The following is a 21,464-nucleotide window of genomic DNA, read 5'->3' as shown; positions in this document are numbered from 1 at the left end:
CGGTCGTACCCGTTTGCCTGCGGATCGCCCGTCTGTTCAGGCGGAGCCTACAACCGGGGACGGTTTGCCGATGATCGAAATGGCGCTGATCGCGCAGGTCCTGGTGCTGGTGCTGGTGACCGCGGTGTACCTCAGCTCCGGCAGCGCGTCGATGTTCCATCCGATGACGCTGTACCTGATCTTCCACACCCTGGTCTTCGTCATGCGGCCGGTCCTGGTCCACACCCAGCATTTCGACGATGTCTGGCTGTTCATGGGGTTCTGGCCGGATGAGCAGCAGTTCGTGATGACGCTGGTGGTCAGTTCGGTGGCGTTGATCGCCTTTGCCGCCGCCTGCATCTGGGCCGGTCTGGTCCGGCCCGACTGGAGCCCGAACGGCGAGCCGGCGCCGACCTTCACCTTCGACCGCGTCGACATCGTCGCCTTCCTGACCACCGCGGCGCTGCTGGGTCCGCTCGCCATCTATTCGGCGGTCCAGCGCCAGGGCGGCGCCAGCTTCGACGGCACCGGCGACGTGCAGATGGAACGCGACCCGCTGACCGGCCAGCCGATCTACACCAACACCACCGGCTACATTGCGGAAGCCCATTCGATGGGCCTGCCGCTGACGCTGGGGCTGATCTGGGTGTGCCGCTTCCACCCGCTGTCCTTCATCCCCTTCGCCGGCTTCGTGGCCTACCGCGCCTATCTGGGCTGGGGCCGCTGGGCCATCATCATGGGCATCCTCGGGCTGGTGCTGCTGATGCTGTACCGCAGCCGCACCAAGTGGTTCCGGCTGTGGCATGTGCTGGCCGCCATCCCGGTGATGGGGCTGTTCACCGTGCTGGGCAACAACCGCGACGCCTTCCGCGACGTGCTGGCCGGCGACGCGCCCGCCTCCGTCCTGCTGAAGTTTAACGGCGGCAGCGGCAGCGGCCGGGCGCTCGACGCGCTGGCCGGCCAGGATCTCGCCAACTTCGATTTCCTCGCCTACATCCTGTGGGTGGTGCCGAAACAGTCGGCGACCTACACCTGGTTCACCCAGTATCTGCAGCTGTTCACCGAACCGATCCCCCGCCTGCTGTGGCCGGGCAAGCCGGTGGGCGCGCCGGTGAAATGGGTGGATCTGAACGACTACGGCGTCTTCTACAACCTGACCACCTCGCTGCCCGGCGACGGCTGGATGAGCGCCGGCTGGATCGGCATGGTCGTCACCATGGTGGTGGTCGGCCTGATCCTCGGCCGCCTGCACCGCTGGTTCTGGACCAGCGGATTCCGCAACCGCTATGCCGTGCTGTTCTATTGCGCCTTTCTGCCGCTGTGCCTGCAATGGTTCCGCGACGGCAACATCACCATCGTGAAGTTCGGCTTCTTCTCGCTGCTGCCGATCCTGCTGTGGATCGGGCTGACCCGGGCGCTCCGCGCCTGGGGCATCCTGGACGACGACCCGCTTCGCCCGGTGGTGGCACCGCCCAATTATGTCGGAAGGAGGCCGTCATGACGCTGAGCGTCAGCGCCGTCATCGCCACCTACAACCGCGGGCCGGAGCTGCGCATCGCGCTGACCCGGCTGATGAACCAGACCACCCCGCCGATGGAGATCATCGTCATCGACGACGGCTCCACCGACGGCACCGGTGCCATGATGCGGGCGGAATTTCCCACCGTCCGCTACGTCCGCCAGCCGCACAACGGCGGGCTGATCCTGGCCCGCAATTTCGGTTTCGTAAATACCAGCGGCGATTGCATCCTGTCGGTCGACGACGACAGCTGGTTCGAGGATGCCGACGGGCTCGCCCGCTGCGTCGCCTATCTGGAGGAGAATCCGGAGGTCGCTGCCGTCGCCTGCAACATCGAGACGCGCGACGGGCTGGTCTATTTCCCCAAGGGCGCCGCTCCGTTCGACGTTCCCTGGTATGTCGGCTGCGGCCATCTGCTGCGGCGCAGCGCCGTGGAGCAGGTCGGCCTCTACATGCCCGAACTCTACCGCCAGGGCGAGGAGAAGGACCGCTGCCTGCGGCTGGTCGGCGCCGGCTACCGCGTCGTGGCATTGCCCGACATCATGGTCTATCACGACAAGAGCGAGAAGGGTCGCAAGCCGGGGATGGAGCGCTTCTATAACCACCGCAACGACCTGATCCGCGAGGTGGCGCGCTGCCCCTCCTCGCTGATGGCGTGGCGGCTGGCCCGATCCTGGGCCGGCAACAGCTGGAAGAATCTGCGCAACGGCCCGCGCCTGACCGACCTGAAGGTGCTTCTGGCCCTGCCGGAGATCGTCCGCATCGGGCGGAAGCACCGGGCGCCGGTCAGCGTGGACGCCTATAACCGCTGGCTGCATCTGGCGAAGACCGCGGCTCCGGCCAGCGCCCCATCCGCGGACAAGCCCGTCAGCCGGGCTGCATCCCGCCCAGTTGCAGCAGAACGGCCCAGCCCAGCACGATCAGATTGATGGTCAGCGTCATCGCCATGCCCGGTGCCCGCGCGAAGGGATGCACCAGATATCCCGCCCAGAACAGCAGCCGCCCCAGCACGAACAGTCCGGTCGCCACCACCGCGGCCCCCAGCGAGGGCTGCGGCAGGGTGGCGACCAGGGCTGCCAGCGCCGGCACGAAGATGGCGGACTGCTCCACGCTGTTGGCCAGCACCCGCTGGCAGACGCGCTGGCCGCGCGACTCGGGATCCTCGATCGGATTGAAGGCCTGGGTGCGGCCGCGCATCGCCATCACGCCGACGACCATGCCGAACAGCAGCAGCGCCGGCCACAGCGCCAGCCGGGCCCACAGCGCCATCCGCGCACCGGGCGCATTCAGGCCCATCGGCGGCGCCACCAGCGACAGCAACAGGACGAACAGCAGCGCGGTCACGACGACCGACACCCCGTTCAGCATCAGGGCGCCGCGGAGCAGGGATTTGCGCCGGCGGGAGGCGCGTTGCTGAAGGTTGCTGTCGGACATGCGCGCGGGGCTCCGTCACAGGGCGGGGATTCGACAAAGCGCCTGCCCCTTCCCATCTGGAAAGGACGGCGCTCTGTCCTTTCGACCAATAACGGCCCAGTCCGTGATTTGGATCAAGGCCTGGACGCCGCCGCGGGTGTCCCCTGCCGGTGTGACCTAGGGGCGACCGCAGTGTCGGAGATGTTGCCAGCCTCTCTTTTCGCTACCATGTTGTAACCATCTGCTTCACCATGTGGGTGAACGCGGGGATCTCGATGGTGGAGGGCCTATGATGGATCTCGTTCTGCTGGGTGGTGCGGTGGCGACGGCTGCGGCGTTGGCCGGTCTGATCGCCACGATGCCGACACCCAAACCGATTCCGATCCGCGTCCGCGACCGGCGCCGCCAGCGGCGCTGACGTCACCGGCCCCCCGACCCCCGGTCGGGGATCGGCGGACCGGACTGTCGCGGGGAAATCCAAGGGAAATCCCAGGGCAATCAGCGATCCAGATCGCGGATCGCGCGGTTCAACTCGAATTCCTTCGAAGCGACGTAGGCTTCCATCCCGACGATCCGCTTCTCCATGTCGCGGAAGCGCTGGGTCAGACCGGCGAGCGTGCGGTCGGGCTTGGTCGACACCGTCCGCCAGAACGCCTCTTCCTCGGCATCGCGGTACAGCTGCGGCGGACGCACCGGCAGCACCATCAGCGCGATCACATAGGCGATCACCAGCGGCACCGAAAAGAAGAACAGGGCGACCAGCATCGCCAGCCGGACGACGCCCGGCTGCATCCCGAAGTAATCGGCGATGCCCGTACACACCCCACCCAGCACCCCGCGCTGCGGGTCGCGGTAGAGCCGGTGCGGATTCGGCGAGTCGTAGGGGGACGCGCGGTCCATGACTCCTCCCAAGAATTGAATGACACAGCCTGAAAAGGCGCGCTACAGCCGGCAAACCACCGTCACAGCTTGTTGCGCCAGTTCGGCGCCTCGGCGTCCAGCACACGTTCCAGCGCATGGACGCGGGTTTCCAGCCGGTTGGAGATTTCCCACAGCTCGGCCAGAAGCCGTTCGTCCTGCGCGGACAGCCCGCGCTGCGAGCGCCATTTGGTGATGTAGTGGAAGACGATCCAGACCGGCGCCACCACCACCAGGAACAGCACCGCGAGGACGAAACCCAGGAACCCCATGGTCGTCGGGCCTTCTTATTGTCGTGAGGGGAGGGGGTGGGGCCTCAAAGCCCCACCCCGGCAGCCGGGTCCGATCCGCCGTCAGCCGTTGCGGCGGGCGGCGACACGGGCCTTCAGCGCGGCCAGATCCTCCTCGACCTTCTGGCTCGCCTCAAGCTCGGCGATCTCCTCGGTCAGGCTCTTGGTGCGGCCGATGTCGTAGGACTCGACGCGGCCCTCCAGCTCGTCCAGGTTGCGTTCGACCTGCTCGAAGCGCGACAGCGCCTCATTGATGCGCTCGTCATGCAGGGCGCCGCGCACCTTGACGCGGTTGGCCGCGGTCTGGGTGCGGGCGACAAGCGCCTTCTCGCGGGCCTTGGCGTCGGTCAGCTTGGCCTGCAGGCGGCCGATATCCTCGTTGGCCTTGGTCAGGGCCGCTTCGACCTGCACCAGCTGTTCGGTCAGCGTGTCGGCCTGCTCGGCGACCTTCGACTTGGCCATCAGGGCGCCCTTGGCGAGATCCTCGCGGCCGGCGGTCAGCGCCACCTCGGCCTTGCGGTCCCACTCGTCGCGCTCGCGGCGGAGATCGGCGACGCGGCGTTCGATCTCCTTCTTCTCCGCGATGATCTTGACGGTGGAGGAGCGCACCTCGACCAGCGTGTCTTCCATCTCCTGAATGATCAGGCGGATCAGCTTCTCCGGCTCCTCGGCGCGGTCGAGCAGGGAGTTGAGGTTCGACTGCACGATGTCGGTCAGGCGCGAAAAGATGCTCATGATACGTGTCCCGTCAATCAGCCGAGGATGGCGCCGGCGACGATGCCGGCGAAGAAGAACAGCCAGCTTTCGGCCGGCCGGGTGGCGAGATAGTTGCGCACGCGGCGCGCCAGCGGGCGGCCTTGCGTGGTGTTGAAGCGGTCACCGCCGTAGCGGCGGCGGAAATCGCTGAAGTCGCTCATGGATGACCTCCTTGCCATGCCAGAGCTATCGCAACGGGCGTGCCAATCCGGCCGAAAAGCGCCCAACCCGTTGGAACGCCTGGACATCCGGCGATTCGAACCACTCACCCCATGGATTGCTGCATCGCCATTTTGACGATACAATCGCCGAACTGGCGAACAAACGGCAAAATCCGCGATGACGGTCACTCCGCCCTCCCTCCTCGGCGAATCGCCGGCCTTCCTCGCCACGCTCACCCATGTGTCGCGGGTGGCGCCGCTGGAGCGCCCGGTGCTGGTGATCGGGGAGCGCGGGACCGGCAAGGAGCTGATCGCCGCCCGGCTGCACTACCTGTCGCAGCGGTGGGACCGTCCCTTCGTCAAGGTGAACTGCGCGGCCCTGCCGGAGTCGCTTCTGGATTCGGAGCTGTTCGGGCATGAGGCCGGGGCCTTCACCGGCGCCACCCGCCGGCAGATCGGCCGGATCGAGCAGGCGGACGGCGGCACCCTGTTCCTCGACGAGATCGCCACCGCCTCTCCCGCCGTTCAGGAAAAGCTGCTGCGCGCCGTCGAGTATGGCGAGATCGAGCGGGTCGGCGGCCGCACCGCCACCGTCGATGTGCGGGTTGTCGGCGCCACCAACGCCGACCTGCCGGCGCTGGCCGCCGCCGGCCGCTTCCGCGCCGACCTGCTGGACCGGCTGGCCTTCGACGTGGTGACCCTGCCGCCGCTGCGCGCCCGCCCCGACGACATCCCGCCGCTGGCCGAGCATTTCGCGCTGGGCATGGTGCGCGAGTTGCAGCGCCCGCTGTTCCCCGGCTTCACCGACGCCGCACTCGACCGGCTGCGCGGCCATGACTGGCCCGGCAACGTGCGCGAGTTGCGCAACGCGGTGGAGCGCTCCGTCGCTGCCGCCGATCCCGACGAGCCGCTCGACCACATCGTCCTCGATCCCTTCGAGTCGCCCTGGCGTCCGGCCGTGGCCCCGACTGCCCGTCCGGAGGCGGCGTCTCCCCAGGCGAACGCCCCCGCCCCCGCCCCCGCCTTCGACGGCGGCATCCTCGATCAGGTCCGCGCCTTCGAGGCTTCGATCCTGCACGAAGCGCTGGAGCGCAACCGCTTCAACCAGCGCCAGACCGCCGAGTCGCTGGGGCTGGGCTATCACCAGCTGCGTGGCATGCTGAAGAAGCATGGGCTGATCCCGCCGGCCCATCTGCGACCTTAGGCCGTCCCCGGGCCATCCGTTTCCCGTGTTATACCGGGTGCCAACCGCCGGGAGAGCGGTTCGCCACGCTACGGGATGGGGAGCAGCACGATGGCCACCAGCATGTCCGGCCCAATCGTTTCAGGCCAAGTCATTTCAGGTCTCGAGGTCCGCGGTCCGATCAACCCCGGTTTCGAGGAGATCCTGACGCCGGAGGCGATGGCCTTCCTGGCGGAGCTGGAGGGGCGCTTCGGCGGCGAACGGCTGCGGCTGCTCGATGTGCGGACCAAGCGGCAGGCTTTGCTCGACCAGGGCCACAAGCCCGACTTCCCGCCGGAAACCCGCGCGATCCGCGAGGCCGACTGGACGATCAGCCCGCTGCCCGTCGACCTGCTCGACCGCCGGGTGGAGATCACCGGCCCGGTCGACCGCAAGATGGTCATCAACGCGCTGAACAGCGGCGCCAGAGTATTCATGGCCGATTACGAGGATGCGACCTGCCCGACCTGGACCAATCTGGTCGAGGGGCAGATCAACATCCGCGACGCGGTGCGCCGGACCATCACCCACGAGGATCCCGCCAGCGGGAAGAAATACCGCCTCAGCGACAAGACCGCGGTGCTCAAGGTCCGGCCACGCGGCTGGCATCTGGAGGAACGCCATGTGCTGATGGACGGCGAGCCGATGTCGGGCGCGCTGTTCGACTTCGGTCTGCATGTCTTCCACAACGCCAAGGAGCTGCTGGCGCGCGGCAGCGGTCCCTATTTCTACCTGCCCAAGCTGGAAAGCCATTTCGAGGCGCGGCTGTGGCGCGAGGTCTTCCTGGTGGCGGAGGAGTATCTCCACCTGCCGCACGGCTCGATCAAGGCGACGGTGCTGATCGAGACCATCCTCGCCGCCTTCGAGATGGACGAGATCCTGTATGAGCTGCGCGAGCATTCCGCCGGCCTGAACTGCGGCCGCTGGGACTATATCTTCAGCTTCATCAAGAAGTTCCGCAAGGACCCCGCCGCCGTCATGCCCGACCGGGCGGAGGTGACGATGGCCACCCCCTTCCTGTCGGCCTACAGCCAGCTGGCGATCCGGACCTGCCACCGCCGCGGCGCGCCGGCCATCGGCGGCATGGCCGCCTTCATCCCGGTCAAGGACAACCATGAGGCCAACGAGGTCGCCTTCTCCCGCGTGCGCGCCGACAAGGAGCGCGAGGCGTCCAACGGCCATGACGGCACCTGGGTCGCCCATCCCGGACTGGTTCCGGTGGCGCGCGAGGTGTTCGACGCCTACATGCCGACGCCGAACCAGATCGCCCGCAAGCGCACCGACGTGACCGTCACCGCCGCCGACCTGCTGGCGGTGCCCGCCGGGCCGAAGACCGAGGCCGGCCTGCGCAACAATGTGGCGGTCGGCATCGGCTATATCGAGGCATGGCTGCGCGGCCAGGGCTGCGTCCCGCTGTTCAACCTGATGGAGGACGCCGCCACGGCGGAGATCAGCCGCACCCAGGTCTGGCAGTGGGTCCACACCGGCACCGCGCTGGACGACGGACGGGTTGTGACGCCGGACCTCGTCGACCGCATCGTCGCCGAGGAGTTGTCGGCCTGGGAAACCCACGTCGGCGCCGACGCTTATGCCAAAGGCCGCTACGCCGACGCCGCGTCCCTGTTCCGCGATCTGGTCGCGCGGGAGGACTTCACCGACTTCCTGACCCTGCCGGCCTATGAGCGCGTGGTGGCGGAGGGGGCGTAAAGGGAAAACGCGGCAGGGGGACGCAGCGCCCCCTACCCCACCCGCCCCAGCCGGACCGTCAGCGGCCAGCGGATCCGCCGTTCCGTCTCCGGATCGCCCCACAGCGGCGCGATCTCTTCCGCGAACGTCTCCAGTGGGTTGCTGCCCAGCGCCCTGGTCGCGGCCTTCACCCCCGACCAGGTGTTCATGTAGCCGAGCAGCCGCGGCAGCGGCCACACCGCCTCCATCGCCAGCGGCGGCACCGGAAGCTCGGGAAACGGGAAGTCCATGCCGCGATAGCCCTCGATCACCTTCCAGCGGTCGGCCGGCCAGTAAGGTCCCAGCGTGCCGTTGTGGAATTGCTCCACCACCGGGTCCAGCACGGGATCGTCCAGCCACTGCCGGCCGTAGCAGACCAGCGCCACCGCCGCCCCCGGCTTAGCCACCCGCCGCACCTCGGCATAGAAGCGCCCGAGGTCGAACCAATGCGCCGCCTGCGCCGCGACGATCAGGTCGCAGCAGCCGTCGGGCAGGCCGCTCTCCTCCGCCGGGGCGACGGCATAGCGGACGCGATCATGCGATTCAGCCTGGGCGATCTGCTCGGCGCTGGCATCGGTGGCCCGGACCGCCGCGAACTGCCCGGCCAGCGCCACGGAGAACTGCCCGTTGCCGCAGCCGACGTCCCAGGCCAGCCCGCGCCCCGGTGCCGCATCGGCCAGGGCGGCGGCCAATCCGGACGGATAGGTCGGCCGGAACGCGCGGTAATCGCCCGCATGGCCGGAAAAATGGTCCTTGAAGGAACGCATGGGATGGGATCGCCTCGATCAACCGGGACAACGATTAGGCTTGGAATTTCCCGGCGGATGAGGATAAACCCTGTGGGTTCGTCGCGGAACCCTTCCCAGGGTGACCCGCATCTTTCCGCTGTGGCGCAGGCGCGCCGGGCGTGCTACCAAGCGCGCGATTTTTCGTGCGCCTCGCCAACCACCTGTGTCCGGCATGCAGACCTTCCTGGAATTCGAAAAGCCGATCGCCGAGCTTGAAGGCAAGATCGAGGAGTTGCGGCACCTGACCAACGCCGGCGACATCAACATCGCCGACGAGGTCGCAAAGCTGCAGGCCAAGGTCGACAAGCTCCTGCGGCAGACCTACGCCAAACTCACGCCCGCGCAGAAGGTTCAGGTGGCCCGCCACCCCAATCGGCCGCACTGCCTGGACTATGTGCATGGCCTGATCGAGGACTTCACGCCGCTGGCCGGCGACCGCCATTTCGCCGAGGACCGCGCGGTCATCGGCGGTCTGGGTCGCTTCCGCGGCCGGTCCGTGGTGGTGATCGGCCAGGAAAAGGGCAACGACACCGAAACGCGCGTCCGCCACAATTTCGGCATGGCGAAGCCGGAAGGCTACCGCAAGGCCCAGCGCCTGATGGATCTGGCCGACCGCTTCAAGCTGCCAGTCGTCTCGCTGGTCGACACCGCCGGCGCCTTCCCCGGCGTCCAGGCGGAGGAGCGCGGCCAGGCCGAGGCCATCGCCAAGAGCATCGAGCGCTGCCTGCGGCTGAACGTGCCGATGGTCGCCTCGGTCATCGGCGAAGGCGGCTCGGGCGGCGCCATCGCGATTGCCACCGCCGACCGCGTGCTGATGCTGGAACACGCGATATATTCGGTGATCTCGCCGGAAGGCTGCGCGTCGATCCTGTGGCGCAGTTCCGACATGGCGGGTGAGGCGGCCATCGCGCTGCGCCTGATCAGCCAGGACCTGAAGGAGCTGGGCGTCATCGACCATGTGGTGAGCGAGCCCATCGGCGGCGCCCACCGCGACCCGGCCGAGACGATCAAGAAGCTGGGCGACTGCATCGAAGAGTCGCTGGGCGAACTGGACGGGCTGGACGGCGTCACTTTGCGCGCCAAGCGCCGCGAGAAGTTCCTGGAGATGGGGCAGAAGGGGCTGGGCTGAGGCCCTAAGCCCCGTGCGGCCCTCCCCCGCAATCGCGGGGGAGACTCTCCCCTACAGCAAAAACACCGAAGCCAATCCGAGGAACGCCAGGAAGCCGACGACGTCCGTTACCGTCGTCAGGAACACCGCACTCGACACCGCCGGGTCCACCCCCAGCTTTTCCAGCCCCAGCGGGATCAGGGCACCGCTCAGGCCCGCCACGACCAGATTGATGATCATGGCGAGTCCGATGACGACGCCGATCAGCGGGCCGTACCAGACCAGCGCGATCAGCCCGACCATCACGGCGAAGATGCCGCCGTTGATCAACCCGACCAGCAGCTCCTTCCCCACCACGCGCATCGCGTTGGCCGACGACAGGTCGTGAGTCGCGAGCGCGCGGACGACGACGGCCAGCGTCTGGGTGCCGGCATTGCCGCCCATCGAGGCGACGATGGGCATCAGCACCGCAAGCGCCACGATCTGCTCGATGGTGCCCTCGAACAGCGAGATCACCCCCGACGCCAGGAAAGCGGTGCCGAGGTTGATGGTCAGCCAACCGACACGACTGCGTGCGATGTCGCCGATGCCGCTGAACACGCCGGTGTCGCCCGACCCGCTCAGCTTGCGCAGATCGTCGTCCGCCTCCTCGTCGATGATGCGCACGACGTCGTCGACGGTGATGACGCCGATCAGCCGGCCGGCGGCATCGACCACGGGGGCGGAGACCAGGGCGTATTGCCGGAACAGGTTCGCCACCTCCTCCCGCTCCATGGTGGCGGGGATGGCGTCGACCTCGCCGGTCACCAGATCGGCGATGCGCACGGCCCGGCGCTGGCGCAGCAGGCGCGACAGCGGCACGGCCCCGACCACCCGGTGCATCGGATCGACGATGAAGATGTCGTAGAAATCCTCCGGCAGCGTATCGGTCGCCGCCCGGACGAAGTCGATGGTCTTGCCGACCGTCCAGAATTCCGGCACCGCGACCAGCTCGCGCTGCATCATGCGGCCGGCGCTGTCCTCGTCGTAGGTCAGGTTCTCCTGAACCAGGGCGCGTTCGGCATCGGGCAGCTTCGCCAGGATCTGCGCCCGCGTCTCCGCGTCCAGATCCTCGATCAGCTCCACCGCATCGTCGGTGTCGAGGTCGGCGACAGCGTCGGCCAGCTCCTGCGGCTCGAACCGCCCGATCAGCGATTCGCGCAGGTCCGGGTTCAGGTAGGACAGCACCTCGCCGTCCAGTTCCGCCGGCAGCAGGTCGATCAGGTCGGCGCGCTCGGCCGGTTCGGCCTGTTCGATCAGGTCGGCGATGTCGGCGGCATGCAGCCCGTCCAGCCGCGCCAGCACGGCATCGCGCTCGCGGGCGCGCAGAAGGCCGGCGATCTCCTCCACGAAGTCCGGCTCGACGCCGTAGCGACGTTCGTCCTCCACCTCCTGGGCATGGCCATGGGGGGTGGCGGCGCTGTCCGTCCGCGGAACCGGTGCATGGGGATCGGTGTGCATGCCGGCACCCTCCCTTCGACGATGCAATCCCCAGATGCCAAGCCGGAATGCCGGGTGTCCCGCGGTAAGGGAACAGCGGCAAGGAAATGGCGGACGGCTCCGCAACAACGGACGGGGCCGGCGGCGTTCAGGGTTTGCGGGTTGTGGAAGCCTTCCGGCCGGCTCCGGAGACCCGCTGCACAGCAACAGAACCGGTGTCGACGGAAGCGACCCCGACATAGAGGCGTCGCCCCGGTTTGTCCAGCCCGCTTCGGCAGGGGCCGGCCGGCTTGGCCGCTTTTGCCACCATACCCTTGCACCGCCGCAACCCTTCATGCTCCCATGGGCCGGCGGCACATCGCAGGCGCCGCATCATGGGGAGAGGGACTGGACGGGCCGATGGAGTATGCCTTCACCACTGTCGACGGTTGCGACGGCATCCTGTTGTCCGGCCGCTGCACCTATGAGGATGGCAACCGCTTCCATGACATGCTGCGCGACTGGGATTTCGCAGCCAACCCGGTGGTCCGGATCGACCTGCGTTTCGTCACCTTCATCGATTCCGCCGCCATCGGGATGATGTTTATCCTGGCCAACCGCTGCCGGGAGGCCGGCGGCCACATCGTCGCCAGCGGCGCACCCCCTCACATCGTCCGCGCACTGCGCCGCGCCACGCTGGACCGCTACATCGAATTCCGCTGAAAAGACCAAAGGTTGAAAAGAGCACGGGCGGCGCCGTACCGTGCGCCGCCCGTACTCTTTTTCAGGCCCCAGAGGCTGATCGGTCAGGGCCGATCAGGTCGGGTTCGGCACCGCAGCGGCCGTATCGACGCCGAGCTTGGCGCGGGCCAGGCTGTTCAGCGCTTCCGTATCGGCGAAGACATAGCCCTTCTCGATCAGCTTCGACGTGTAGCTCTTGTTGTAGAGAAACGCGGCGATGATGCTGGAAATGTTACCGGTGAAGAAGGCCAGCAGCGTCAGAAGAAGGCCCATTCCCCAGTCGCCGCGGAACAGGGCAGGAAAGCCGCCGAAGAACAGCGTGGTCCAGCTGAACCCGACCAGCCCCTTCTTGGTAAGCCCCGTCTGCGGGTGTTTCATCATCACGACAGTCGCCATCAAATCCCCCATGCAATCCGTATCTTGAATGGCTTGGCTTATCGCCACCCACTCCGTCTCTCGCAGCGCAGGATATTACCACTTTCGATAAGCGGCAAGAGTAGGGCAGAAAACAGCAGGGGAATTGTTCTCTGACAGCATCATTCAGCCGATTATATTTTCTTCATGTTATCGACATTGATATCAAATGCTTCTTCATCTCATGAAGCCACCCGCTGTCTGCAATCGGGAGTGTATGGCCCGGCGCCAGCGCGAGGCATCGGCGGGAGAGGCACCCCGAAGCCGCCGCCCCTGACCCGGATGGCGCCTTCCGATGCTCCGTTGACCGTCGCCGTCATAAAACCGCAACACTTGGCGCTTGCCTGCCGTCCAGCAGAGGAGACGCCGTGTGGAGTCGCTGCATCGCCTCGACCAGACGCTGCTGCTCTGGCTGAACCAGTTTGCCGGGCACAGCGCGGCCTTGGACATGGCGGTGCGCGGGATCGCCAACATCTATCTGGTCAAGCTCGGCCTGTTCAGCGCGGCGCTGTGGTGGCTCTGGTTCCGCCGGGAGGACACGCAAGGCGGACGCCGGCTGGTGGTGGACGCCATCGCCGCCGTGGTACTGGCGGTGGCGGCATCCATCCTGATCCAGGCGGTGATGCCGGCCCGGCCCCGACCGCTGCACGACGCCGGCCTGCCCTTCGTCCCACCCATCGGCCAGAGCCGCGAGGCGCTGAAGAACTGGAGTTCCTTCCCCAGCGACAATGCCGCCCTGGGCTTCGCACTGGCCGCCACCTTCGTCCGCGCCTCCCGCCCGTGGGGACTGCTGGCCTGCCTGTGGGCGGCGCTGGTGATCTCGCTGCCGCGGGTCTATCTCGGCCTGCATTACCCCGGCGACGTCACCGGCGGTGCGCTGCTGGGCATCCTCGGCGCCGTCGCGGTCGCCCGGCTGCTGCCGATGGGCGGAGTCCACCGGCTGGTCGCCTGGATTGAGGAACGCTGGCGCCCCTGGTTCTACGGCGGCGCCTTCCTGGCGATCTACGAGGTGATGGTGCTGTTCGAGGATGTCCGCCGCGCCGCGGGCGGAGCATCGAAGCTGCTGCACGCGCTGGCGGGGTGATAGCGCAGCCCGGAGCCCGGATACGAAAAAGCCCGCTCGGTCTTGCGACCTGCGGGCCTTTCGTCTTTCCCGTATCCCCGGGATGGTCCCATCTGCATGGGAGAGTGGTGCGGTCGAGAAGACTCGAACTTCCACGGGTTGCCCCACAGCGACCTCAACGCTGCGCGTCTACCAATTCCGCCACGACCGCATCAGGCTGGTAGTCCCCGACGCTCGCTTGCGCGCCTCATCGGGTGGAGCGGGTAGATATCAGCTTCCCGACGGTCGATCAAGCGCTACAATCATCTTCTGCGAAGAAAATTTCGGAACGGCCCTCCGGCCGGTCCCACGAGACCCTTGCCGGCACCGCCGCCCCTAGCGCCAGAGACCCCATCGAATGACCTCCCTGACCAGCCAGCCTGCCAGCCTTCCCGCCAGTCAGCCCGATCCCTCCACCATCCGGCAGCCGATCGAGTGGCGCATCTCCGACGAGCCCGTGCCCTACCCCGACGCCATCGCCGAGATGGAGGCGCGCGTCGAGGCGATCCGCGCCGGCACGGCACCGGAACTGGTCTGGCTGCTGGAACATCCGCCGCTCTACACCGCCGGCACCAGCGCGCGCGACGAGGATCTGCTGGAGGCGGACCGCTTCCCCGTCTACCGCAGCGGCCGCGGCGGCCAGTACACCTATCACGGGCCGGGACAGCGGGTTGCCTACGTCATGCTGGACCTGAAGGCGCGCGGTGCCGACATCCGCGGCTTCGTCCGCGACCTGGAGGAGTGGATCGTCCGCACGCTCGCCTCCTTCAACATCAAGGGCGAGCGGCGCGAAGGGCGCGTCGGCATCTGGGTCGACAAGCAGCCCTATGGCGGGCTGAAGGGACAGGAGGACAAGATCGCCGCCATCGGCGTGCGGGTGCGCCGCTGGGTCAGCTTCCACGGCATCGCCCTGAACGTCGAGCCCGACCTCTCCCATTTCGGCGGCATCGTCCCCTGCGGCATCGCCGAGCATGGCGTCACCTCCATCGTGGCGCTGGGCCAGCTGGTGACGATGGAGGATGTGGACTCCGCCCTGATCGCGGCTTGGCCGGAGGTGTTCGGCGGCGCGGCGCGGGGCGAGGACGGGATTTAGTACTTCTTGAACCCACCGGCGGCCGGGGTGGCGGCCTGGTTGCCGGCGGGGTTCACCCGCGGGTCCTTGTTGTCCATCGACTGCACGGTGCAGTTGGTCGAATCGCCGTTGCGGAACAGGTAGATTTTCTTGCGGTCGGCCTTCCTGCCGGGGTCGTGCAGGTTCAGCCCATGGCCGAAGGCGACGCCCAGCACCTCGCCATTGTAATAGGCGCGGAAGCGCATCGGCTCGATTTCGCTGAAGCGCAGGGCGGCGCAATCCTTGCTCAACTCCTTCTCGAAGGTACCGGCCTTGCGCCAGTCCTCCTTGGAGCGGATCGTCATCCATTGCGACGGCAGCGCATACTGCACGATGGGCGGCGCGATGGGCAGGTTGGCCCCCGGCTGCGGCGGCGCCTGATGGCCGGGCTCCGTCCGCTCCAGCGCACCGGCCAGCGCCGGAGCGGTCCCCGGCAGCACCAGCCCGCACAGCCAAAGGACCGCCAGGGAACGCACATCAAATCCGGACATCGAACCCACGCTCCTTCACCTCGCCAACCACCTCGCCGGGCAGCGTCTCCTTTGCCGGCTTGCGTTCGGGCGATGCGGGGACGACCGCCTCTCCCAGCCGGCCGGACAGCGTCAGCGACAGCTCCATCGCCCCGCCATCGGCAGGCGCACCCGAGGGCGACAGCGTCACCGTGCCTTCCAGACCTTGCGGCGGCGTGGTCATCGCCGCGGTCAGAATCTCCATCATCCGGCCCAGATCGTCGATGGCGACACGGTCGGTCTCGACCGTCAGCCCCTTGCCCGGCCGGATGGCGGAGCGGAGGGCGCCGAGCATGGCGGCCAGCCCCTCCCCCTTCTCCTCCACCGGCACCCGCGCCAGACCAAGGGCCGCACTATCCAGCCGCAAGCCCGCCGTCCCATCGGACAGGACAAGGCCGATCCCGCTCAGCTCGACCGCCACATCCTGACGGACACCGTCAGCCAAGGGCCGAAAGGCGCCCGCCGGACCATCCAGCGCCGCGGCGGCTACCCGGCGCTCGGCATAGCCGAAGCGGACGGCCAGCGCCGTCTCCGCCGCTGTGGCCTCGCTCCCGTCCATCCCGAAAGCGGTCAGCAGCCGCCCCAGGTCGCGCGCCAGCGCCCGGATCGCGAGCTCCAGCCGGTCGGCAAGATCATCATCACCCGCCGGAGCGTGGAACGGGCGTGCCGGCGCATCCTCCACCACCGCCGGCCCCAGGCTGAGACGGACGGCAGGGTCTTGCCCCGGCACAGTGGAAGATTTCGGAGCCGGGACGGCCCCCGGCTTGCGGCCAGCCTTGTCCTTCGCCTTCGCCGCCTTGGCGAAGACTCCGGTGAGCATGGCCTTCATCCCGGCCACATCCGATTTGCTGGCGGTCATCCCGGCCGTCGCCCCTCAACCACAAGGCCCAAAACCTGCGTCCGCCGCCAGCATGCCGCCATCATGGTTAGCGGAAGGCTAATGCAGGGCTCACACCGTCGGCCGCTGCTCGAATCCGGCCATGCCCGGGTCCTGCTCCGGTTCGGACACCACGTCGCGGACGATTGCCGACGGCGGGCCGCGGCGGCAGGCTTCCACCATGCGGTCGACACTGTCGGCGGGACCGGCGAACAGGGCCTCCACCGTGCCGTCGCTGCGGTTGCGCACCCAGCCGGTCAGGCCGAGCGTGCCGGCCCGGTCGACGGTCCAGCCGCGATACCACACCCCCTGCACCTTGCCCTGGATGCGGACACGCACCGCCTTCCGGTCCACCGCGCTCATGCGGCGCCATCCTTTGCCGCGGTACGCCTGCCCTGCTCCTCGTCCAGCAGGGCCTTGCGGGACAGTTTTCCGATCATGGTCTTGGGCAGCTCCTGGCGGAATTCCACGACTTTCGGCATCTCGATGGGCGACAGCTTGTCCTTCAGGAAGGCGATCAGCGCCTCGGCGGTCAGGCTCTGGCCGTCGTCCAGCCGGACATAGGCCTTGACCGTCTGGCCGCGATACTCGTCCGGCACGCCGGCCACCACGCATTCGGCGACGGCGGGGTGCAGGTAGATCGCCTCCTCCACATTGCGGGGATAGACGTTGAAGCCGCTGCACAGGATCATGTCCTTGATGCGGTCGACGATGGTGGTGTAGCCGTCCTCGTCCATAATCCCGACATCGCCGGTGTGCAGCCGCCCGTCGATCAGCGTCTGCGCCGTTTCGGCCGGGCGGCGCCAGTAGCCCTTCATCACCTGCGGCCCGCGGATGCAGACCTCGCCCTTCTCGCCGGGAGGCAGGACGCGGCGCGGCTCCTCCAGGCTGACGATCTCGATGATCGTGCCGGGCAGCGGCAGACCGATGGAGCCCTTCTTATCGCTGTGCAGCACCGCCGGGTTCACCGTCGCGACGGGCGAGCATTCCGACAGGCCGTAGCCCTCCACCAGCGTGCAGCCGGTGGTGCGCTCGAACGCCTCCTTCACCTCCAGCGGCAGCGGCGCCCCGCCCGACATGCAGAAGCGGATGGAGGACAGATCGTAGTCCTTCAGGTGCTTGTGATGGTTGATCGCCGTGTAGATGGTCGGCACGGCCGGGAACAGGGTGATCCGCTCCTTCTGCAGGGTGCGCATCACCTGCTCCAGCTCGAAGCGCGGCAGCAGGATGATCTCCGCCCCCAGATGCAGGCCGAAATTCATCACCGCGGTCATGGCGAAGACATGGAACAGCGGCAGCACGCCCAGCATGCGCTCCTGCCCGTCTTCCGCACCGCCCTCCCCCGGCTTGCGCTCCTTGGCCGCGTACCAGGTCGCGCACTGGATGGTGTTGGCGTAGAGGTTGGCGTGGGTCAGCATCGCGCCCTTCGGCACGCCTGTGGTGCCGCCGGTGTATTGCAGCACCGCCACGTCCTCGCGCGCATCGATGGCGACCGGGCTCGGCCGGCCGTCGTTGGCGATCAGCCTGGCAAAGGGGATGTGGCGGTCGTCGCGCGGAATCGCGGCGATCTCCGCCTTTTTGGCGATGGGGAACAGCCAGTTCTTCGGGAAGGGCAGGATGTCGGCCATGCGGCAGATCACCAGCCGCTTCAGCCCGGTCTCGGCCAGCATCCGCGCCATCTTGTCATACAGCAGCTTCAGGTCCAGCGTGACCATCAGGTCGATGTCGCTGTCGCCGATCTGGTGGACCAGTTCGCGTTCGGCATAGAGCGGGTTGAAGTTCACCACCGTGCCGCCGGCCTTCAGGATGGCGAAGAAGGCGACGACGTAATAGGGCGTGTTGGGCAGGAACAGCCCGACCCGCGTCCCCTTGCCCACCCCGATGGCCTGGAAGCCGCGGGCGGCGCGGTCGACCAGCCGGCCCAACTCACGGTAGCTGGTGCGCTTGCCGAGGAAATTCAGACAGGGCTTGTCGCCATGGTGGGCGACCGCCCCCTCCAGCAGTTCTGTCAGCGGCCGGACCGGGATCGGCATCGCCCAGTCCACCGTCGGCGGGTACGAGGCCAGCCATGGATAATCGGGCAGCTTGCGGGCGGCATCTCCCATCGCGCGGTTCCTCCCCCATTGGTTCTTGCTCCCGGTTGCCGGTTTCGTCCGGCACCGTCTTCTCCCCCAAGCCTACGCCGGGAAGTGGGAAATTGTCCCCTGGAGAGGAGATGGGATCGCGACACCCATGAACAAGCACGGCATGAACAATCGGGGGATGTAGCGCGCTCCCTTATCGACTGCGCAGCCGGTGCAGCACCTCCACCGCCATCCATTCGGCGAGGTTCCCATCCTCGCCATCCAGGAAGACGGCGACGGAGACCGGGACCGGCCCCGGCGCGTGGTAGGCCGCCGGCGTCACCCCCGGACCGCCGCCGGTGTGGCCCCAGTAGGGACCGGCCGCCGGGTCCAGCTCCACCATCATCCCCAGCCCATAGGATGGCTCGACCCACGGACGCCCGCCCATCGGCCCGCCGACCGGCAACCCATCGCGCATGCGCCGCAGCAACGGGCCCGGCAGATACTCCTCGGTCAAACCATGAATGAGGCGGCAGGCGTCCGCCGCCGTCATCGCCGCCACCCCATGCGACACCCAGCCGGGATGATAGGCCTCCGCCACCGCAGCCCCGCCGAAGGCCGGGCTCGGCCCGAAGAACAGCCCGTCGAGGTCGGTGCGGTCACGCAGCAGCGACGCGCTGGCGAGGCCGAGCGGCGCGAAGACCTCGCGCGCCAGAACCTCCGCCAGCGGAGCGCCGCCCGTCCGCTCCAGCAGCCGGCCGATCAGCAGATAGCCGATGTTGGAATAGGCGAAGCTGCCGACCGGCGGCCCCTCCAGTCCGCAGCGGGCCAGGAACCCGTCGCCGCTCCAGGGCGCCGCACCAGCGGCGACGGCGGCGTGATAGTCGGCCTGTCCGCCATAATCCGGCAGTCCGGCGCGGTGGGTCAGGATCTGCGCCACGGTGACCGATCCCGGCCGTCCGGCCAGTTCCGGCAGCCAGCGCTCCGCCGGCCCATCCAGTTCGACCACGCCACGGGCGACCAGCCGCAGAACCGCGGCGGCAAGGATCGTCTTGGTCAGGCTGTAGACCAGGGCACGCCGGTCGGCCAAATCCTTGCCCGCCGCCCCGCTGCGCGTCGCCCGCCGGCGCAGGATCAGCGTCCGCACCGGTTCCGCATCGGCGCCCCGGCCGCGGGCGATGGCGATGGCGACGAGCGCCGTGGAGGCCGGGGCCGGGCTTGCGCTGTCCTCCTCCAGCAGGCCGGCGAGCGCCGCGGTCAGCACCGCCAATTCGGGATCCGCCCCGGCCGCCCCGTTCCTGTCCTTACCCATCACCCGTCCGCTCCCCGCCGCCGTTTCCGTTTGTCATCACAGATAAGAAGGCCGTCGGCCGGCAAATGAAAATCCGGTCCGATCCTAGTGGGGCGCCCCTCAACTGTCCCATTAACCATAGCCGGCCGCTGACGCACCCCACGAGTTGGGCTATCCTGATGCGACCGCCCGTGTGGAGGGCCGCGCCATGCCCGTGATGGACGCCGACCAACGCCGTAAACTGGAAGATCAGCTGCTTCGCAAGGCAGAGGAGGCGGCCCGGATCCTGCGCCGGGAGGCGGAAACCGGCGATCCCGCCCATGTCGACGCGCTGGCGGAGGGGCTGGCCGGGCTGCTGAAGACCCGGGAATTCCCCAGCCTGCGCGCCGCCGAGTTCCGCGAGCTGTCCCGCGTCTACCAGCGCGGCGCCTACCAGCGCAGCGTCGATTCGCTGCTGGTCCAGGCCGAACGCTGCGGTCATCGCGGCGACGAAAAGGGGCGCAACGCGCTGCTGACCCAGGCCAAGGACCATTTCGCCAAGGCCCTGCGCTTGGGTGCCGACGACGAGTTCCGCCACGGCGTCGAACGGCGCGTGCAGGCGACGCTGATGACCAGCAAGGACGGGGTGGACGAGCGCACCAAGCAGGCAGCCAAACGCAAGCTCGACCAGCACGATGTCGGCGCCAAGCCGCCGAACGGGATCGAACGCCGCCGTGCCATCCGCTATGCCGATCCGGTCCTGACGGTGGAGGCGGAGGGCCGGCGCGGCACCACGATCAACTGGTCGACCCGTGGCCTGCTGGTCGATCTGCCGCCGGAGGAGTTCGCCCATGCCGTCGGCGGCAAGCTGCGGCTGGACCTGCATTGCCCGGACATCCCGGAAACTGCCGGCCCGGACAAGGCCGGCCATCGGGTCGGCGGCCGGCAGATCGCCCATGTGGTGCGCCTCGACCCCGACCGCCACGCGGTGGCCCTGTCCTTCCCCGACATCAGCACCGTGATGCTGGACCTGATGCACGCCATGAAGGAAGCCGGCATCAAGCCCGAACCGGAGCGCTGATGCGGCCGTCCTCAGGCCCGCACCGCGCCGTCAGCCACCGATGAAGCGCCCGTTGTGGCCACGCACCAGCGGATGTTCGTCCGGACCGGCGACCGGCAGCAGGCCGTTGATCCGCGCACCCGCTTCCGCCGGCAGGCAGAACAGGTTGATCCCCATGCCGAGCCCGTGGATCTCCGTCCCGTTGTCGACCAGCCCATAGCCGAAGATCGCTTCCGACCGGCCGGCGAAATTGGCGGGATTGTGGAAGGCCGGCAGATACCAGTAGCAGGCATAGCCCAGCTCGCCGAGCAGGCGGATCAGGGCGGCCGACCGGTCGGGACGGTCGTTCTCCACATACAGGACTGGCCGGTCGCGGGCGATCAGGCCGCGCGCGCCCTCCAGAACCTCCGCTTCCATGCCTTCGACATCGATCTTGATCAGGCGGATGCGGCCCGCCCCCTCACGGCACAGCCCGTCCAGGCGATGCACCGGCACTGGCCGGTCGCCGGCCAGTTCGTCAAGGGACAGCGCGCCGAAATTGCCGTCCGTGTCCATCGCCACCGCGGCGAGATGCAGCATGCCATCGGCAGCCCCGGCAGCGGCCAGCAAGCCGTCGGCCCAGTCCAGCCCGTTCAGCGCCAGATTTCCGCAGAGCAGCCGGTGGTTGGCATCGACCGGCTCCAGAGCCAGCACCCGGCCGGCGGGGCCGACCAGCCGCGCCAGCGCCACCGTGTGGGCGCCGATGTTGGCGCCGACGTCGACCACCCGGTCGCCGCCCCGGACGCACTGGCGGAACAGTGCGACCTCCTGCTCGAAATATTCGCCGTAATAGCCGAGCGAACGCCCGACGACGCTGTCGGTCCGCCGGTACATCATCAGGCCGTGCCGCGCCTTCACCAGCCCGACCGGTCCTTCTCCACCCAGCAGATCGTCAGCCATCGCCCCCTCCTGCCGCTCCATCGGCCGGAAGTGTAGCGGAG

At 68.1% G+C, this 21,464-nt stretch carries 24 protein-coding genes and 1 tRNA gene; 10 read left to right on the top strand and 15 right to left on the bottom strand.

Translation table 11 applies throughout. The features are described 5' to 3' along the window. The first annotated feature begins 70 nt into the window (after positions 1–70). Together GBZ48_RS11050 and GBZ48_RS11045 are read left to right on the top strand one after the other, a co-directional pair. Positions 71–1,480, top strand: coding sequence for a hypothetical protein (locus GBZ48_RS11050; RefSeq protein ID WP_174471087.1), 1,410 nt, complete (start codon positions 71–73; stop codon positions 1,478–1,480). Next, positions 1,477–2,427, top strand: a complete 951-nt coding sequence (locus tag GBZ48_RS11045) for a glycosyltransferase family 2 protein (RefSeq protein WP_174471086.1) — start codon at positions 1,477–1,479, stop codon at positions 2,425–2,427. The genes GBZ48_RS11050 and GBZ48_RS11045 overlap by 4 nt, the downstream gene beginning before the upstream one ends. On the opposite strand, the gene GBZ48_RS11040 is transcribed toward GBZ48_RS11045, so the two are convergent. Next, on the bottom strand, positions 2,366–2,932 hold the full coding sequence (locus GBZ48_RS11040; protein ID WP_174471085.1) for an MAPEG family protein: 567 nt from the start codon (positions 2,930–2,932) through the stop codon (positions 2,366–2,368). The two genes, GBZ48_RS11045 and GBZ48_RS11040, sit on opposite strands and share 62 nt — an antisense overlap. A gap of 268 nt (positions 2,933–3,200) precedes the next feature. Between GBZ48_RS11040 and GBZ48_RS36700 the strand changes: the two genes are divergently transcribed. Next, entirely contained in the window at positions 3,201–3,329 is a 129-nt protein-coding gene (locus GBZ48_RS36700; RefSeq protein WP_256379242.1) for a hypothetical protein, read from the top strand. Positions 3,330–3,409: 80 nt separating this feature from the next. On the opposite strand, the gene pspC is transcribed toward GBZ48_RS36700, so the two are convergent. The 4 genes from pspC to GBZ48_RS11020 all read right to left on the bottom strand — a co-directional run bounded on the left by pspC (position 3,410) and on the right by GBZ48_RS11020 (position 5,036). Beyond that, the gene (gene pspC, locus GBZ48_RS11035; protein WP_098739034.1) at positions 3,410–3,811 is read right to left on the bottom strand and encodes an envelope stress response membrane protein PspC; all 402 of its coding nucleotides are present in this window, start codon (positions 3,809–3,811) and stop codon (positions 3,410–3,412) included. Between the two features lie 62 nt (positions 3,812–3,873). Continuing rightward, a complete protein-coding gene (pspB, locus tag GBZ48_RS11030; RefSeq protein WP_109051986.1) occupies positions 3,874–4,101 on the bottom strand; it encodes an envelope stress response membrane protein PspB in 228 nt (75 codons plus the stop codon). Between the two features lie 81 nt (positions 4,102–4,182). Beyond that, positions 4,183–4,854, bottom strand: a complete 672-nt coding sequence (pspA, locus tag GBZ48_RS11025) for a phage shock protein PspA (protein ID WP_174471084.1) — start codon at positions 4,852–4,854, stop codon at positions 4,183–4,185. Positions 4,855–4,871: 17 nt separating this feature from the next. Beyond that, positions 4,872–5,036, bottom strand: coding sequence for a hypothetical protein (locus tag GBZ48_RS11020; RefSeq protein ID WP_169055040.1), 165 nt, complete (start codon positions 5,034–5,036; stop codon positions 4,872–4,874). Between the two features lie 178 nt (positions 5,037–5,214). On the opposite strand from GBZ48_RS11020, the gene pspF reads away from it, so the two are divergent. After that, positions 5,215–6,240 carry a phage shock protein operon transcriptional activator gene (gene pspF / locus GBZ48_RS11015; protein WP_174471083.1) on the top strand — a complete coding sequence of 342 codons (1,026 nt, stop codon included), beginning with the start codon at positions 5,215–5,217 and terminating at the stop codon, positions 6,238–6,240. Between the two features lie 90 nt (positions 6,241–6,330). Next, positions 6,331–7,965, top strand: coding sequence for a malate synthase A (gene aceB, locus GBZ48_RS11010; protein ID WP_246307123.1), 1,635 nt, complete (start codon positions 6,331–6,333; stop codon positions 7,963–7,965). Between the two features lie 32 nt (positions 7,966–7,997). On the opposite strand, the gene GBZ48_RS11005 is transcribed toward aceB, so the two are convergent. Continuing rightward, positions 7,998–8,750 carry a class I SAM-dependent methyltransferase gene (locus GBZ48_RS11005; protein ID WP_174471082.1) on the bottom strand — a complete coding sequence of 251 codons (753 nt, stop codon included), beginning with the start codon at positions 8,748–8,750 and terminating at the stop codon, positions 7,998–8,000. 193 nt (positions 8,751–8,943) lie between these two features. On the opposite strand from GBZ48_RS11005, the gene GBZ48_RS11000 reads away from it, so the two are divergent. Further along, entirely contained in the window at positions 8,944–9,900 is a 957-nt protein-coding gene (locus GBZ48_RS11000) for an acetyl-CoA carboxylase carboxyltransferase subunit alpha (RefSeq protein ID WP_174471081.1), read from the top strand. Between the two features lie 51 nt (positions 9,901–9,951). On the opposite strand, the gene mgtE is transcribed toward GBZ48_RS11000, so the two are convergent. Continuing rightward, a complete protein-coding gene (gene mgtE / locus GBZ48_RS10995) occupies positions 9,952–11,379 on the bottom strand; it encodes a magnesium transporter (RefSeq protein ID WP_174471080.1) in 1,428 nt (475 codons plus the stop codon). Positions 11,380–11,757: 378 nt separating this feature from the next. Between mgtE and GBZ48_RS10990 the strand changes: the two genes are divergently transcribed. Beyond that, positions 11,758–12,060, top strand: a complete 303-nt coding sequence (locus tag GBZ48_RS10990; RefSeq protein ID WP_174471079.1) for an STAS domain-containing protein — start codon at positions 11,758–11,760, stop codon at positions 12,058–12,060. 93 nt (positions 12,061–12,153) lie between these two features. Here GBZ48_RS10990 and GBZ48_RS10985 read toward each other — a convergent pair whose 3' ends face one another. After that, positions 12,154–12,474, bottom strand: coding sequence for a hypothetical protein (locus GBZ48_RS10985; RefSeq protein ID WP_174471078.1), 321 nt, complete (start codon positions 12,472–12,474; stop codon positions 12,154–12,156). A gap of 388 nt (positions 12,475–12,862) precedes the next feature. Between GBZ48_RS10985 and GBZ48_RS10980 the strand changes: the two genes are divergently transcribed. After that, a complete protein-coding gene (locus tag GBZ48_RS10980) occupies positions 12,863–13,576 on the top strand; it encodes a phosphatase PAP2 family protein (protein ID WP_174471077.1) in 714 nt (237 codons plus the stop codon). Positions 13,577–13,681: 105 nt separating this feature from the next. Here the strand turns inward: GBZ48_RS10980 and GBZ48_RS10975 are convergent. After that, positions 13,682–13,766, bottom strand: a tRNA-Leu gene (locus GBZ48_RS10975). 186 nt (positions 13,767–13,952) lie between these two features. Between GBZ48_RS10975 and lipB the strand changes: the two genes are divergently transcribed. Next, a complete protein-coding gene (gene lipB / locus GBZ48_RS10970; RefSeq protein WP_211105715.1) occupies positions 13,953–14,687 on the top strand; it encodes a lipoyl(octanoyl) transferase LipB in 735 nt (244 codons plus the stop codon). Here lipB and GBZ48_RS10965 read toward each other — a convergent pair. The 5 genes from GBZ48_RS10965 to GBZ48_RS10945 all read right to left on the bottom strand — a co-directional run bounded on the left by GBZ48_RS10965 (position 14,684) and on the right by GBZ48_RS10945 (position 19,466). Then, entirely contained in the window at positions 14,684–15,196 is a 513-nt protein-coding gene (locus GBZ48_RS10965) for a hypothetical protein (RefSeq protein ID WP_174471076.1), read from the bottom strand. The genes lipB and GBZ48_RS10965 overlap by 4 nt on opposite strands. Continuing rightward, on the bottom strand, positions 15,183–16,073 hold the full coding sequence (locus tag GBZ48_RS10960) for a hypothetical protein (RefSeq protein WP_174471075.1): 891 nt from the start codon (positions 16,071–16,073) through the stop codon (positions 15,183–15,185). The genes GBZ48_RS10965 and GBZ48_RS10960 overlap by 14 nt, the downstream gene beginning before the upstream one ends. 90 nt (positions 16,074–16,163) lie before the next feature. Beyond that, complete coding sequence (locus GBZ48_RS10955; protein ID WP_174471074.1) at positions 16,164–16,454, bottom strand: acylphosphatase; 291 nt, start codon at positions 16,452–16,454, stop codon at positions 16,164–16,166. After that, entirely contained in the window at positions 16,451–18,196 is a 1,746-nt protein-coding gene (locus tag GBZ48_RS10950) for a long-chain-fatty-acid--CoA ligase (protein WP_174471073.1), read from the bottom strand. Before GBZ48_RS10950 ends, GBZ48_RS10955 begins: the two co-directional genes overlap by 4 nt. A 172-nt stretch (positions 18,197–18,368) precedes the next feature. Next, positions 18,369–19,466 (bottom strand): serine hydrolase domain-containing protein, encoded by a 1,098-nt coding sequence (locus tag GBZ48_RS10945; protein WP_174471072.1) that lies wholly within the window; start codon positions 19,464–19,466, stop codon positions 18,369–18,371. 187 nt (positions 19,467–19,653) lie between these two features. Between GBZ48_RS10945 and GBZ48_RS10940 the strand changes: the two genes are divergently transcribed. Beyond that, complete coding sequence (locus GBZ48_RS10940; RefSeq protein WP_174471071.1) at positions 19,654–20,505, top strand: PilZ domain-containing protein; 852 nt, start codon at positions 19,654–19,656, stop codon at positions 20,503–20,505. A gap of 30 nt (positions 20,506–20,535) precedes the next feature. On the opposite strand, the gene GBZ48_RS10935 is transcribed toward GBZ48_RS10940, so the two are convergent. After that, on the bottom strand, positions 20,536–21,423 hold the full coding sequence (locus GBZ48_RS10935; RefSeq protein WP_246307122.1) for an FkbM family methyltransferase: 888 nt from the start codon (positions 21,421–21,423) through the stop codon (positions 20,536–20,538). Positions 21,424–21,464 lie beyond the last annotated feature (41 nt).

The sequence above is a fragment of the Azospirillum melinis genome (assembly GCF_013340935.1).
Classification (GTDB): domain Bacteria; phylum Pseudomonadota; class Alphaproteobacteria; order Azospirillales; family Azospirillaceae; genus Azospirillum; species Azospirillum melinis.
The sequence above is the reverse complement of the archived record's forward strand: the minus strand, read 5'-3'. Positions and strand labels throughout refer to the sequence as shown.

Excerpts from the sequence above, each read along its gene's own strand:
- GBZ48_RS11050 (WP_174471087.1), top strand. The coding sequence starts at position 71 with ATGATCGAAATGGCGCTGATCGCGCAGGTCCTGGTGCTGGTGCTGGTG.
- GBZ48_RS11045 (WP_174471086.1), top strand. The coding sequence starts at position 1,477 with ATGACGCTGAGCGTCAGCGCCGTCATCGCCACCTACAACCGCGGGCCG.
- GBZ48_RS11040 (WP_174471085.1), bottom strand. The coding sequence starts at position 2,932 with ATGTCCGACAGCAACCTTCAGCAACGCGCCTCCCGCCGGCGCAAATCC.
- GBZ48_RS36700 (WP_256379242.1), top strand. The coding sequence starts at position 3,201 with ATGATGGATCTCGTTCTGCTGGGTGGTGCGGTGGCGACGGCTGCGGCG.
- pspC (WP_098739034.1), bottom strand. The coding sequence starts at position 3,811 with ATGGACCGCGCGTCCCCCTACGACTCGCCGAATCCGCACCGGCTCTAC.
- pspB (WP_109051986.1), bottom strand. The coding sequence starts at position 4,101 with ATGGGGTTCCTGGGTTTCGTCCTCGCGGTGCTGTTCCTGGTGGTGGTG.
- pspA (WP_174471084.1), bottom strand. The coding sequence starts at position 4,854 with ATGAGCATCTTTTCGCGCCTGACCGACATCGTGCAGTCGAACCTCAAC.
- GBZ48_RS11020 (WP_169055040.1), bottom strand. The coding sequence starts at position 5,036 with ATGAGCGACTTCAGCGATTTCCGCCGCCGCTACGGCGGTGACCGCTTC.
- pspF (WP_174471083.1), top strand. The coding sequence starts at position 5,215 with ATGACGGTCACTCCGCCCTCCCTCCTCGGCGAATCGCCGGCCTTCCTC.
- aceB (WP_246307123.1), top strand. The coding sequence starts at position 6,331 with ATGGCCACCAGCATGTCCGGCCCAATCGTTTCAGGCCAAGTCATTTCA.
- GBZ48_RS11005 (WP_174471082.1), bottom strand. The coding sequence starts at position 8,750 with ATGCGTTCCTTCAAGGACCATTTTTCCGGCCATGCGGGCGATTACCGC.
- GBZ48_RS11000 (WP_174471081.1), top strand. The coding sequence starts at position 8,944 with ATGCAGACCTTCCTGGAATTCGAAAAGCCGATCGCCGAGCTTGAAGGC.
- mgtE (WP_174471080.1), bottom strand. The coding sequence starts at position 11,379 with ATGCACACCGATCCCCATGCACCGGTTCCGCGGACGGACAGCGCCGCC.
- GBZ48_RS10990 (WP_174471079.1), top strand. The coding sequence starts at position 11,758 with ATGGAGTATGCCTTCACCACTGTCGACGGTTGCGACGGCATCCTGTTG.
- GBZ48_RS10985 (WP_174471078.1), bottom strand. The coding sequence starts at position 12,474 with ATGGCGACTGTCGTGATGATGAAACACCCGCAGACGGGGCTTACCAAG.
- lipB (WP_211105715.1), top strand. The coding sequence starts at position 13,953 with ATGACCTCCCTGACCAGCCAGCCTGCCAGCCTTCCCGCCAGTCAGCCC.
- GBZ48_RS10965 (WP_174471076.1), bottom strand. The coding sequence starts at position 15,196 with ATGTCCGGATTTGATGTGCGTTCCCTGGCGGTCCTTTGGCTGTGCGGG.
- GBZ48_RS10960 (WP_174471075.1), bottom strand. The coding sequence starts at position 16,073 with ATGACCGCCAGCAAATCGGATGTGGCCGGGATGAAGGCCATGCTCACC.
- GBZ48_RS10955 (WP_174471074.1), bottom strand. The coding sequence starts at position 16,454 with ATGAGCGCGGTGGACCGGAAGGCGGTGCGTGTCCGCATCCAGGGCAAG.
- GBZ48_RS10950 (WP_174471073.1), bottom strand. The coding sequence starts at position 18,196 with ATGGGAGATGCCGCCCGCAAGCTGCCCGATTATCCATGGCTGGCCTCG.
- GBZ48_RS10945 (WP_174471072.1), bottom strand. The coding sequence starts at position 19,466 with ATGGGTAAGGACAGGAACGGGGCGGCCGGGGCGGATCCCGAATTGGCG.
- GBZ48_RS10940 (WP_174471071.1), top strand. The coding sequence starts at position 19,654 with ATGCCCGTGATGGACGCCGACCAACGCCGTAAACTGGAAGATCAGCTG.
- GBZ48_RS10935 (WP_246307122.1), bottom strand. The coding sequence starts at position 21,423 with ATGGCTGACGATCTGCTGGGTGGAGAAGGACCGGTCGGGCTGGTGAAG.